12 protein-coding genes are annotated in these 12,047 nt (G+C 72.2%); 2 read left to right on the top strand and 10 right to left on the bottom strand.

Annotated elements, in window-relative coordinates; genetic code table 11:
• Window positions 1-13 precede the first annotated feature (13 nt).
• Entirely contained in the window at window positions 14-316 is a 303-nt protein-coding gene (gene groES / locus RR3_RS21215) for a co-chaperone GroES (protein ID WP_003938034.1), read from the bottom strand.
• Window positions 317-1,014: 698 nt separating this feature from the next.
• Between groES and RR3_RS21210 the strand changes: the two genes are divergently transcribed.
• Window positions 1,015-2,535: an Hsp70 family protein gene (locus RR3_RS21210; protein ID WP_225223063.1), complete on the top strand. Its 1,521-nt coding sequence runs from the start codon at window positions 1,015-1,017 to the stop codon at window positions 2,533-2,535.
• Between the two features lie 29 nt (window positions 2,536-2,564).
• On the opposite strand, the gene tsaD is transcribed toward RR3_RS21210, so the two are convergent.
• The 8 genes from tsaD to glmS are packed head-to-tail and all read right to left on the bottom strand — an operon-like array spanning window position 2,565 to window position 10,938.
• Window positions 2,565-3,605 (bottom strand): tRNA (adenosine(37)-N6)-threonylcarbamoyltransferase complex transferase subunit TsaD, encoded by a 1,041-nt coding sequence (gene tsaD, locus RR3_RS21205; RefSeq protein WP_010595570.1) that lies wholly within the window; start codon window positions 3,603-3,605, stop codon window positions 2,565-2,567.
• Window positions 3,602-4,096 (bottom strand): ribosomal protein S18-alanine N-acetyltransferase, encoded by a 495-nt coding sequence (gene rimI / locus RR3_RS21200; RefSeq protein WP_010595571.1) that lies wholly within the window; start codon window positions 4,094-4,096, stop codon window positions 3,602-3,604. Before rimI ends, tsaD begins: the two co-directional genes overlap by 4 nt.
• Complete coding sequence (gene tsaB / locus RR3_RS21195) at window positions 4,093-4,797, bottom strand: tRNA (adenosine(37)-N6)-threonylcarbamoyltransferase complex dimerization subunit type 1 TsaB (protein ID WP_017679650.1); 705 nt, start codon at window positions 4,795-4,797, stop codon at window positions 4,093-4,095. Before tsaB ends, rimI begins: the two co-directional genes overlap by 4 nt.
• 30 nt (window positions 4,798-4,827) lie before the next feature.
• Window positions 4,828-5,313, bottom strand: coding sequence for a tRNA (adenosine(37)-N6)-threonylcarbamoyltransferase complex ATPase subunit type 1 TsaE (gene tsaE, locus RR3_RS21190; protein WP_010595573.1), 486 nt, complete (start codon window positions 5,311-5,313; stop codon window positions 4,828-4,830).
• Complete coding sequence (locus RR3_RS21185) at window positions 5,306-6,364, bottom strand: alpha/beta fold hydrolase (RefSeq protein ID WP_010595574.1); 1,059 nt, start codon at window positions 6,362-6,364, stop codon at window positions 5,306-5,308. The genes tsaE and RR3_RS21185 overlap by 8 nt, the downstream gene beginning before the upstream one ends.
• Complete coding sequence (gene alr / locus RR3_RS21180; RefSeq protein WP_010595575.1) at window positions 6,361-7,545, bottom strand: alanine racemase; 1,185 nt, start codon at window positions 7,543-7,545, stop codon at window positions 6,361-6,363. The genes RR3_RS21185 and alr overlap by 4 nt, the downstream gene beginning before the upstream one ends.
• A 58-nt stretch (window positions 7,546-7,603) precedes the next feature.
• Window positions 7,604-9,052, bottom strand: coding sequence for a bifunctional ADP-dependent NAD(P)H-hydrate dehydratase/NAD(P)H-hydrate epimerase (locus tag RR3_RS21175; RefSeq protein WP_040272370.1), 1,449 nt, complete (start codon window positions 9,050-9,052; stop codon window positions 7,604-7,606).
• 20 nt (window positions 9,053-9,072) lie between these two features.
• Complete coding sequence (gene glmS / locus RR3_RS21170; protein ID WP_017679652.1) at window positions 9,073-10,938, bottom strand: glutamine--fructose-6-phosphate transaminase (isomerizing); 1,866 nt, start codon at window positions 10,936-10,938, stop codon at window positions 9,073-9,075.
• A 98-nt stretch (window positions 10,939-11,036) separates the two neighbouring features.
• On the opposite strand from glmS, the gene RR3_RS21165 reads away from it, so the two are divergent.
• Window positions 11,037-11,882, top strand: coding sequence for a dienelactone hydrolase family protein (locus RR3_RS21165; RefSeq protein WP_064066061.1), 846 nt, complete (start codon window positions 11,037-11,039; stop codon window positions 11,880-11,882).
• On the opposite strand, the gene RR3_RS24970 is transcribed toward RR3_RS21165, so the two are convergent.
• A complete protein-coding gene (locus RR3_RS24970) occupies window positions 11,855-12,022 on the bottom strand; it encodes a hypothetical protein (RefSeq protein WP_162919327.1) in 168 nt (55 codons plus the stop codon). The two genes, RR3_RS21165 and RR3_RS24970, sit on opposite strands and share 28 nt — an antisense overlap.
• Between the last annotated feature and the right edge of the window lie 25 nt (window positions 12,023-12,047).

The following is a 12,047-nucleotide window of genomic DNA, read 5'->3' as shown; positions in this document are numbered from 1 at the left end:
GAATGCGTGCGGTTTACTTGGCGACGACGGCCAGCACGTCGCGAGCCGACAGGATCAGGTACTCCTGGCCGGCGTACTTGATCTCGGTTCCGCCGTACTTGCTGTAGATGACGACGTCGCCTTCCTTGACATCGAGGGGGATGCGCTTCTCACCCTCGTCGTCCCAGCGGCCGGGGCCGACGGCGACGACGGTGCCCTCCTGGGGCTTCTCCTTCGCCGTATCCGGGATGACGAGGCCGGAGGCAGTCGTCGTCTCGGCCTCGTTGGCCTGGACGAGGATCTTGTCCTCGAGCGGCTTGATGTTCACGCTCGCCACGATGAGCCCTCCACTTTCAGGGGTTCGATGGTCCGAGGACTCTTGTCGTCCTCGGACAGGGTTTGTTCAGTCACCACGGTGACTCCGCGCGCAGTCCCGTCGTCGCGGGTGCCGGAACACGCTCGGCGTCGACTAGCACTCTATACACGCGAGTGCCAGCGCTCAAGGGCAGAGGGTGCTGAATGAGCTCGTGTCGCCTCGGACGCACCACGACCGCGACGAGCGGGCCCCCACCCGGGCGACCTCCGCACGAGTGCACCCCGTTCGTCGGGCTCCGGACCCACCGCGGGCCGTCGACCCCCGCACGTGCCCGTCGCGTCCGCAACCGAGGAGACCGAACTGTGACCATTCGTACCCGGAGCCGAGCTGCGGGTGATCCCCTGCCGAGATGACGTCCGTTCGGCACCCGTGCCCACGACGCTCCACTCGCGCCGCCCTCCGAGAGTACGGCTCCGAGCTGGGACGACAGCGGCCGAACGGACGAACCACCCGCGCCCGGCACCGACGTCGGGCGCGCGTGGCGGAACAGGGACGCCGCGCCGCCGCGCCGCCGGGCGGGCCGAGATCGGCGGTTTTCGGCGCGCGCCCGCACACCCCCGTCTGTTACGTTCGGATAACGGAGACCGAACGCGTGACCATTCGGTGACTTTGCGGCTCGACCGCGTCCCTGTCCGCCGGTCACGCACGGGAGGGGAACTATGCGCACGTCGCTGGGAATTTCCACCGGCGCTTCCGGAGTGGGCTCGGCCCTCGTCGTCGAGGGGCCGGGAGAGCACACCACCGAGTACCGATTTCTCGCCGCCGATCCCGAGACCGCCGGCGACCTGGGCGACCTCGTCATCGATGCCCTCTCCCTCATGAGCACCCAGATCGACGGACACGCCGTCCCCGACGCGGTGGCGGTGGCCTATCGAACCTCCGAGCACGCGGAGGCGATCCGCTCCGCGTCGGTGCGCGACGGCCACATCGTCCATCTGGTTCCGGAGACGACGGCCGTGCTCGCCTACCTGAACAGCACCGGGCTCGTCGACACCGCCGACACCCTCGCCGTCGCCGACCTGGGGGCGTCGGGATTCACCGTCTCCGTCGTCGACCGACGGTCCGGGTCGATGCTGCGCTCGGCCCGGACCGGGGACGTGGGGGGCGGAGCCGTCCGTGCCCGCGTCTACGACCACGTGCGCCGCCGGATCGGCCGTACCCGTGGCCGCATCCCGATCGACCCCGCCCTGCTGACGGTGCGCTGTCAGGGTGCACTCGAGGCCCTCGGAGAGGCGTCCACGACCCGGATCGAACTCGGTGACGCCGGACCGGCGGTGCCCCTGACCCGCACGGAACTCGACGAGATGGTGGCCGATCTCAGCGACACCGCGGCGACGTTCACCCGGCGGGTCTGCCACACCGAACCGCGGCCGCAGATGCTGGCGCTCGTGGGCGGCGCAGCGGCGATGCCGGCTCTGGCCGACGCCGTGACCTCGGCCTTCGCCGGCCCCGTCGCGGTGGTGCCGGAACCGGCCACCGCCGCGGCCCACGGCGCCGCGCTGCTCGCCGCGTCGTCACGACTGTCCTCCTATCCGTCGGTAGGTGCCTCGACCCCGACGGCGGGCACCCCCGGCGGCAAGGTCTCCGGTGCCCTCGCCGGGGCGCTCGTGATCGGTGCGCTCGTCGCGGGCTATGCGACCGACCAGATCGCGTCCGACGACACCGCCGTGTCCCCCGCCGGGACCAGCGGCCAGGCCACGACCCAGCCGGCGGCGGCCGTCCCCGACACCGGACACACGCAGATCCCCTCCGAGGATCCCCACGCCGCCGTCACCACGACAGCTGCCGACAACGGCTACGCACGCACGGACACGCCGGTGCCCTATCCCACTCCCACCGTGCCCGAGTCGTCGACGACCACGCCGGCGACGACCACGCCGCCCAGCACACCGGAATCGACGACGAGCGAGCGGCCCGAGTCGCCTGCGGACGTCCCCGGCACCGACCGGCCGTGGCAGTTGCCGGGAACCCTCCCGAGCGTTCCGCTGCCGACCGTCCCGCTGCCGACGCTGCCCGGCACGACGCCGTCCGAGAGCACGACACCGAGCTCGACGACGTCCGCGCCGCCGTCCGAGTTCGCACCACCCGAGACGACGACCGAGACCTCCTCGACCGCGGCCCCGGCGGAGGAGGCGACGAGCACGTCACCGCCTCTCATCGAACCGTCACCGGCCGCCTGATCGCGCCCGCCGATCCCCGCAGCGTCGGGTCAGGCAGGCACCTGGGCGATCTCGACCGGCAGGCCGGGATCGGTGCCGACGGTGAGCGCGGAGGGCTGGGCGCCCCCGGCGATCAGATGCGCTCCCAGCGCGGCGATCATCACCCCGTTGTCGGTGCACAGGCGCGGCCGCGGCACCCGCAGCGCGATCCCGGCGGCCGCGCAGCGCTCCTCGGCGAGCTCACGCAGGCGGGAATTGGCAGTGGCTCCACCGCCGAGGACCAGCGTGTCCACGCCCACGTCCTGCGCGGCCCGCACCGCCTTCATCGTCAGCACGTCGGCGACCGCTTCCTGGAAACCGGCCGCCACGTCCTCGAGCGGGACCGGCTCGCCGGAGCGCTCGCGCGCCTCGACGAACCGCGCGACAGCCGTCTTGAGCCCGGAGAAGGAGAAGTCGTGCCGGGCGTCGCGCGGCCCCGTCATCCCCCGCGGGAACACCACCGCGGTGCGGTCACCGTTCTGTGCGGCCCGGTCCAGCGCGGGACCGCCCGGGAAACCGAGTCCGAGCAGCCGGGCGACCTTGTCGAACGCCTCGCCGGCCGCGTCGTCGACCGTCGTGCCCAGCTCGACGATCGGCTGACGGCCGAGATCCTCGACGTGCAGCAGGTGGGTGTGCCCGCCGGAGACCAGCAGCGCCACGCACGGTGGCATCGGTCCGTGTTCGATGGTGTCCACGGCGACGTGCCCACCGAGATGGTTGATCGCGTAGAACGGCACGTCCCACGCCGCCGCATACGCCTTGGCTGCCGCGACACCGACGAGCAGTGCGCCGGCGAGACCGGGCCCGATCGTCACGCACACGGCGTCGGGCTTGGTGACACCGGCGGCAGCCAGCGCCCGTCGCATGGTCGGAACGATCGCCTCGAGGTGCGCGCGGGACGCGATCTCCGGGACGACGCCACCGAAGCGGGCGTGTTCGTCGACGCTCGAGGCCACCTCGTCGGCGAGCAGGTCGAGCGTGCCGTCGCCGACCCACCGGACGATGCCCACGCCCGTCTCGTCGCAGGAACTCTCGATCCCCATCACGATCACGACTGTGACTCCTTCCGCCGGTCCGGCCGGCACATGGTGTACGCGTCGGCCCCGCTCGGCTGGTAGTACCGCTTCCTCGTCCCGACGATCTCGAAACCCTCCCGGCGGTACAGCGCGATCGCTGCGTCGTTGTCGGTGCGCACCTCGAGGAACACGGGACCGCCCCAGGCGTCGGCCGTCCGCAACAGCTCGGCGAGCAACGCGCCACCGACGCCGCGGCGCCGCTGTCGTGGGTCCACCCCGATGGTGTGGACCTCCGATTCCGGATGAACCGCGGTGCCGAGACGCGCGAGACCGGCGTAGCCGATGAGCCGGCCTTCCTCGTCCCGGGCGGCGACGTAGTGGTTCTGCGGTGCCGCCAGCTCGGCACGGAACGCGTCGGCGCTCCACGGGTCGTCACCGGGGAACAGGATCCGTTCCAGCTCAGCGCACCGGGCGACGTCGGACGGCTGCAGCGCGTCGACGAGGGGACGAGGGTCGTGGGTGGTCATTTCTTCTTCCGGTCCGCCGTCTCCACCGCGTCCGGGCGGCGCAGGTACAGGGGCACCAGGGGCTCGGGCTCCACCCCGGCGAGCAGGTCCGCGACGGCCACGGCGACCAGCCCTGCCGGGGAGGGTGTGGCCACCGAATGCGCGGGCAGCTCGAACAGGTCGACGTGCGGGCGGGATCCCGCGATCCGCTGCGACGGCTCCGCCTTCAGATCCGCCGGCCTGCACACCCCCGGCCCCTCGAGGCGGACGCCGCCGGAGTACCGCGCCCAGTACACCTCGCGGCGACGAGCGTCGGTGACGACGAGAAGATCACCGGCACTCTCGCCGGCTCCCGGCCCCGTACCGTCGGCGTCCGCACCCAGGACGTCGGCCGCGATCGCGTCGAGACTGCACACGCCGTACACCGGCACGTCGAGGGCGTCGCCGAAGGCAGCGGCGGTCGCCATGCCCACGCGCAACCCGGTGAACGGCCCCGGGCCGACACCGACGACGACGGCGTCGAGATCGGCCGGCGTGCGCCCGGTGGACGACAGACACTCGAGGATCTGCGGGGTCAGTACCTCGGCATGGGCGCGTGGATCGTCCGTGACCCGCACGGCCAGCGTCTCGATGCCGGCGGTCCCTGGTTCACCGCGGTCGTCCACCCGGACGAGACCTGCGGTGACGGCGGGGGTGGCGGTATCCACGGCGAGAACGAGCACGAGTATCCAGAGTACCGCCGAGCGCGGCGGTCACCCCACCCAGGACCAGGTGGCGGTGCGCACGTCCGAGTCCGGTTCGCGGCGCAGCCGCACCCGCAGGTGCCGTTCGGTGAGCGCCTCGACCAGTCCCTCACCCCATTCCACGACGACCACGGCGGCGGTCAGGTCGGTGTCGAGGTCGAGAGCGTCAAGTTCGTCGAGGGCGTTCGGTCCGTCCCCGAGGCGGTAGGCGTCGACGTGGATCATGCCCACGGGTTCGCCCTCGGTGCGACCGCCGGGGCGATGCTCGCGGGCGATGACGAAGGTGGGCGAGGTGACCCGGCCCTGCACCCCGAGGCCTGCCGCGATGCCACGGGTCAGGGCGGTCTTCCCGGCGCCGAGCGGTCCGTCCAGCACTACGAGATCGCCGGCGTGCAGCTGTTCTGCCAGGCGCCGGCCCAGTGCCTCGGTGTCCTCGACCGTGGGCAGCTCGGCGCTGCGCTCGGTGTGCGTGCCGGCGGCGAGATCGTCACCCAATTGCGGCGCGCCTCCTGCCGGCGTCGTGGGCGAACCCGCGTTGGATCAGCCGGTCGAGCGCACCGACGACGACCTCGGGGAATTCGAGTTGCACCAGGTGCCCGGCGCCGCGGACCCGCTTGAGCTCGACGTCCGGGAGTGCCGCCGCGAGTTCCTCGGAGCCGGAGAACGGGATGATCATGTCGGCGTCCCCGCACAGCACGAGGGCGGGCACCCGACCCAGCACCGGCAGGGCCGCGGACTCGTCGTGCAGTTCCAGGGTGCGCAGGAAGTTCACGATGGTCAGCACCGAGGTTTCCGCCAGCATCCGGTCGGAGAATTCGACGAGCTTCGGGCTGACCACGGTCCCGTAGGACGCCGCGCGCAGGATCGGCGCGATGATCGCCTTGGCGGCACCGCGGGTGTACTGCACGAAGCCCGGCGCGGTGCGGGCCAGGTGCCGGAATCCGTCGATCACCGGGTTCTCGAGGTTGCGGCCGATGCCGGTCTTGGTCAGGCCGGCCGCGGTGGTGGCGAGCAGTCCGACGCCGACGATGCGTTGGTCGAACAGTTCCGGGCGCTGCGCAGCCAGCGCGATGGTCGTCATTCCGCCCATCGAGTGCCCGACCACGACCACCGGGCCGGTGGGGGCGACCGTGTCGATGACCGTCCCCAGATCGCGGCCGAGTTGGGCGATGGTGCAGGACTTCGACCTCGGCGCGCCGGACTCCCCGTGGCCGCGCTGATCGTAGAACACCATCCGCACGTCCTTGCCCCAGCGCTCCTGCAGGTGCCGCATCTGCAGGTGCCAGGACTGCATGCGCAGGCAGTACCCGTGCACGAACACGATCGTCAGCGGCGCCAGAGCCGAGCCGACCTCGCGCACGGCGAGTTCGACGCCGTCCTCGGTGCGGACGGTGCGCTTGGGCAGCGCGAGCATCGCATCGAAGTCTTCCTCGCCGTAGATCTCGTGCGCGGGCAGGCCCGCGGTGCGCACCGCGTACAGTCCCGCGTTCGAGCCGAGCGTGGCCAGGCTCGCACCCAACAGTCCCAGACTGCCCAACAGCGTCATCGCCGCTCGCCTCCTCCGCCACCGACGTAGGTGCGGACGGTGCGCCCGCCCACGCCGGTGACCACCTCGTAATTGATGGTGTCCAGCAGGTCTGCCCACTCCTGCGCGACAGGCTCGCCGTGACGACCGTCACCGAAGAAGAACGCGGTATCGCCTTCTTTTACTCCGTCCCCGTCCGGTCCGAGATCGACCACGACCTGGTCCATGCACACGCGGCCGAGCTGAGGGCGGCGACGTCCGCCGAGCTGCACCTCGAAGCGGCCGCTGAGATTGCGCCGGATTCCGTCGGCGTAGCCCATCGGCAACAGGGCCACGGTGGTGTCGACGGGCGCCACCCAGCGATGCCCGTACGACACCCCGGACCCTGCACGCACCTTCTTCACCAGCGCCACCCTCGTTCGCAACGTCATTGCGGGCCGGAACCCGAAGTCCCCGACCTCGGGGATCGGGGACAACCCGTACATCGCTATACCCGGTCTGACCATGTCAAAACGCAGGTCAGGACGCGTGACAGTGGCTGCCGAGTTCGACAGGTGCACCACCTCGGGTCTCATGCCGTGGCGGCTCAGATCCGCGACGGCCTCGCGCAACCGGTCCCGCTGGCAGTCGATCTCGGGGTGACCGAGTTCGTCCGCGTGTGCGAGATGGGAAAAGGCGCCGCGCAGCCGGATCGCGCCCTCGGCGCGGGCCCGGCCCAGGTCCTGCAGAAATTCCGGCCATTCGTCGCGTGCCACGCCGTTGCGGTTGAGTCCGGTGTCGATCTTCGCGGTGAGCACCGCGGTCACGCCCGTTTCCCGAGCTGCGGCAACGATCGACGCGAGATGCCGGGTCGACGAAACCCCCAACTCGACGCCGGCGGTGATCGCGGGTGCGAAATCGGCGTCGACGGTGTGCAGCCAGGACAACACGGGCACGTCGATCCCGGCGCGACGCAGTTCGAGTGCCTCGGTCAGGGTCGTCACCCCCAGCTCGCGCGCCCCGGCGGCCACGGCGGCCCGCGCGACCGGGACGGCACCGTGGTTGTATGCGTCGGCCTTGACGACGGCCATCACCGCCGCCTCCCCGGCGAACTCCTGCAGCCGCCGCACGTTCTCGGCCACGGCGTCGAGGTCGATCAGCGCCTCGGCCTGCGGCAGGTCGTGGTGGAGGTGGTTGCGGGGTCGGGGTTCGGCCGTGGTCATGGGTCCCGATCCTGCCACTGCGGGCGAAGTGGCCCGCAGCACGGTCGACGGTGTCGGGTCACGATTCGGCCATGCCCCGCAGACGGCGTACTGCCGTGGGCACCCGGTCGAGGATCGCACTCGCCGACGTCGGCGCCCCGGCGCCGTCGACGCCCCCGCGCGCGGCCGTGTCCGCCGCGAACGCATGGGCCCGCGCACCGGCCGCGGCGGCGAGGTCCGGGGCCATACCGGCGGACATCAGTGCCCCGATCATCCCGGACAGGACGTCGCCCGCCCCGGCGGTGGCGGCCCACGACCCGCCGGCCTCGTTGACGAACACGTGCCCGGCCGGGTTCGCGATCAGCGTCGAGCGGCCCTTGAGCAGTACGTGCACTCCCCAGTCGGCGGCCAGGGCTCGCACCGCCGTCACCCGGTCCGGCTCGGGCCGGCGGCCGGTGAGCCGCGCGAACTCCCCGGCGTGCGGGGTCAACAGCGTCGGGGCGTGTCGGCCGCGGACCAGTTCGGGCTGCCGGGACAGCAGCGTCAGCCCGTCGGCATCGACGAGGACGGGCAGATCCGTCGCCAGCACCTCGCGCAGGGTGTCGGCCGCCTGGTGATCGGTGCCGCCGCCGGGCCCGATCACCCACGCCTGGACGCGGCCCGCCTCGGCGAACGACGGCGCGGCCACCACTTCGGGGAACCGGGCCAGGACGACGGGCGCGGCGCTGCCGGCGTAGCGGACCATGCCGGACGTCGCGGCCACCGCCCCGCCGGCGCAGAGCACGCCGGCACCCGGGAACCGGGCGCTCCCGGCGACGATGCCCACGACGCCCTGGCTGTACTTGTCGTCGTCGGCGCCGGGCACCGGCCAGATCGCGCCGATCTCGGCCGGCTCGGCCGCCACCAGGTGCGCCGGGGACAGGTCGAGACCGATGTCGACGAGCTCGACCCGCCCACAGCGGGCCGGGGCGAGGACGTGGACAGGCTTGTACGCACCGAACGTGACGGTCACGGCCGCGGTGACGGCCGGTCCGTCCACGGCACCGGTATCCGGGTCCACGCCGCTGGGGGTGTCCACGGCGACGATCGGCGCGGTGATCTGCTCGACGACCGCCGCGGCCGCCGGGCGCAGCGGGCCCCGGCCCGAGATGCCGACGATTCCGTCGAGCACGAGATCCGGGTCACCGATCCGCCCGGGATCGGCCGGCACGAGGCGTCCCCCGGCGGCACGCAGCGCCGCGGCCCCCGCCTGATGGGCCCGCTCCGGGTCGAGGAGCAGCGCCGTGACCGCGACCCCGCGGCGACGCAGGAACGCGCCCGCCCACAGGGCGTCGCCGCCGTTGTCGCCCGATCCGACGAGCAGGCTCACGTGCCGACCGGCGACGGAACCGGTGCGCGCATGCAGTTCCGTCGCCGCGATCCGGGCGAGCCCGAACGCGGCACGACGCATCAACGTGCCCTCGGGCAGGGCTGCGAGCAGCGGCGCCTCCGCCGCCCGCACCTGCTCACACGGGTAGTAGCTGCGCATCGGGTCTCCCGCCGGGGTCGCTATTCCACCGTCACGGACTTGGCGAGGTTGCGGGGCTTGTCGACGTCGTAGCCGCGGGTCTGGGCGACCTCGGCGGCGAACACCTGCAGCGGCACGGTCGACAGCAGCGGCTGCAGCAACGTCGGCGCCGCCGGGATCTCGATGAGGTGGTCGGCGAACGGCCGCACCGCCTCGTCGCCCTCCTCGGCGATCACCACCGTCCGCGCGCCCCGGGCCTGGATCTCCCGGATGTTGCTCAGCAACTTCGAGTGCAGCACCGCCCGCCCCTTCGGCGACGGCATCACCACGATCACCGGCAGCCCGTCCTCGATCAGCGCGATCGGACCGTGCTTGAGCTCGCCCGCGGCGAAGCCCTCGGCATGCATGTACGCCAGCTCCTTGAGCTTGAGCGCACCCTCGAGCGCCACCGGATACCCCACGTGCCGGCCCAGGAACAGCACCGTCGACGACGACGCCAGCTCCCGCGCCAGCCGCCGCACCGGCTCGACCGTCTCGAGCACCCGCGCGATCAGGTGCGGCATCGCGGCCAGGTCGGCGTACTCGCGGGCCACCTCGTCCGGATACTTGGTGCCGCGGGCCTGCGCCAACGCCAACCCCACCAGGTAGTTCGCGGCGACCTGCGCCAGGAACGCCTTGGTCGAGGCCACCCCGATCTCCGGCCCGGCCCGGGTGTAGAGCACCGCGTCGGCCTCCCGGGGGATCTGCGCGCCGTTGGTGTTGCACACCGCCAGCACCCGCGCCTTCTGATCCTTCGCGTGCCGCACCGCCTCGAGGGTGTCGGCGGTCTCCCCTGACTGGGAGATCGCCACCACCAGCGTCGACCGGTCCAGCACCGGATCCCGGTACCGGAACTCGCTGGCCAGCTCCACCTCCACCGGCAGCCGCGTCCAGTGCTCGATCGCGTACTTGGCCACCAGACCCGAGTGGTACGCACTGCCGCAGGCGACGACGAACACCTTGTCCACATCGCGCAGCTCCTGATCCGACAGCCGCTGCTCGTCGAGCACGATGCGACCGCCGGCGAAGTGCCCGAGCAGCGTGTCGCCCACCGCGGCGGGCTGCTCCTCGATCTCCTTGAGCATGAAGTAGTCGTGGCCGCCCTTCTCGGCGGCCGCCAGATCCCAGTCGATCTCGAACGGCCGGGTCGCCACGTCGGTGTCCCCGTCGAAGTCCGACACCCGGTACCCGTCGGCGGTGATCACCACCACCTGGTCCTGCCCGAGCTCGACCGCGTGCCGGGTGTGCTCGATGAACGCCGCCACGTCCGAGGCCACGAACGTCTCCCCGTCCCCGACCCCGACCACCAGCGGCGTCGACCGGCGCGCCGCCACGATCGTGCCCGGATGCTCGGCGTGGGTGAACACCAGCGTGAACGCCCCCTCGAGCCGGCGCAGCACCGACAGCGCACTGGCCTCGAAATCCCCCGCGGTCGGCCCCTCGGCATACGCCCGGGCCACCAGATGCACCGCCACCTCGGTGTCGGTGTCGCTGGCGAACTCCACCCCGGCCTTCTCGAGCTCCACCCGCAACGGCGCGAAGTTCTCGATGATGCCGTTGTGCACCACCGCCACCTTCCCCGTCGCGTCCCGGTGCGGGTGCGCGTTCCGATCGGTCGGGCGACCGTGCGTGGCCCACCGGGTGTGGCCCATGCCGGTGGTCCCGGCGAAGTGCTCGGCCCCGACCTCGTCGAGCTCGGCCTCCAGATTCGCCAGCCGACCGGCCTTGCGCTCCACCGCCAGACCACCCGCGCCGTCCAGGACCGCCACCCCGGCCGAGTCGTAGCCCCGGTACTCCATCCGCCGCAGTGCCTCCACCACGACATCGAGAGCCGGGCGGTGCCCGACGTACCCCACGATTCCGCACATGGTTAGCAGGGTACTGGTCCGCGACCCGCCGGTAACAACTCGTCCGTGTCCCCGACGGGTGGCACGCGCGAAGCTGATCATCGGCTAACGTTCACGCCGTGGCGGCGAAACCGAAATCCCTGGCCCAGCGGCTCTCGAAACGCGGACCGCACACGGTATTGCGCGGCAACCTCGCTCTCGCAGGTCAGCCGGGCACCGTCTACACACCCGCCGAGGGGTTCGGCCTGCCCGCCGTCGCGTTCGGCCACGGCTGGATGACCGGCCTCGACAAGTACTCGAAGCTGTTCGAGCACCTGGCCTCGTGGGGCATCGTGGTCGCTGCTCCGAGTACCGAACGCGGACCGATCCCGTCGCACCTCGGGCTCGCCGCCGATCTCGGCACCACCCTCGACATCTGTGTGGGCGTGCGCCTGGGGACCGGCCGGATCAGTGTGCACCCCGATCGGCTCGGCCTGGTCGGCCACGGCATGGGCGCGGGAGCCGCGGTGCTTGCCGCGTCCCGGCGCGAGGTGGCGGCCGTCGCGGCGCTCTACCCGGCTCCGACGTCGCCCCCGGCCTCGGCCCTGGCCGCCCGGGTGCACGCGCCCGGTCTCGTGCTCGCCGCGGAGAAGGACCTCGGCTCGATGGGCAGCGACGCCGTCGCCGTCGCCCAGGCCTGGGGCGGCGAGGTGCTGATGCGGGTCGTTCACAAGGCCACCGACGACGGCATGATCGAGGGCCGACGCCTGCTCGCCTTCCTCGGCGTCGGGGGCGCGCAGCGGAACACCCAGAAGGTCACCCGCACGCTGCTCACCGGATACCTGCTGTACCGGCTCGCCGGTGACAAGACCTACGCGCCGTTAGCCGATCCCGAGGCGGAGCTTCCCGGCTCCGAGGTGCTCACCGAGCCCGACGCGATCGACCGTGAACTCGGCACTCAGATCAACCAGCTTCTCGGACGGTAGAACTCCTCGTCGGCCGGCTCCGGCGCGCGCATCGTCCCGACCGGGAGCTCGTGCGGATCCCGGACGCGCCGTAGGGTCTCGAGGCGGCACGCGACCGCCTCCCGGTGCTCGGCGACGATGCGCTCGAAGCGGCCGGTCACAGCGGCCGTCCCGTCACTGCAGCCG

The sequence above is a fragment of the Rhodococcus ruber NBRC 15591 genome (assembly GCF_001894945.1).
Taxonomy (GTDB): domain Bacteria; phylum Actinomycetota; class Actinomycetes; order Mycobacteriales; family Mycobacteriaceae; genus Rhodococcus; species Rhodococcus ruber.
The sequence above is the reverse complement of the archived record's forward strand: the minus strand, read 5'-3'. Positions and strand labels throughout refer to the sequence as shown.

Coding starts and splice junctions, on each gene's coding strand:
- RR3_RS21185 (WP_010595574.1), bottom strand. CDS start 6,364: ATGACGCTGTTGGGCAGTCTGGGACTGTTGGGTGCGAGCCTGGCCACG.
- RR3_RS21175 (WP_040272370.1), bottom strand. CDS start 9,052: ATGCGCAGCTACTACCCGTGTGAGCAGGTGCGGGCGGCGGAGGCGCCG.
- glmS (WP_017679652.1), bottom strand. CDS start 10,938: ATGTGCGGAATCGTGGGGTACGTCGGGCACCGCCCGGCTCTCGATGTC.
- rimI (WP_010595571.1), bottom strand. CDS start 4,096: ATGACCACCCACGACCCTCGTCCCCTCGTCGACGCGCTGCAGCCGTCC.
- RR3_RS21210 (WP_225223063.1), top strand. CDS start 1,015: ATGCGCACGTCGCTGGGAATTTCCACCGGCGCTTCCGGAGTGGGCTCG.
- alr (WP_010595575.1), bottom strand. CDS start 7,545: ATGACCACGGCCGAACCCCGACCCCGCAACCACCTCCACCACGACCTG.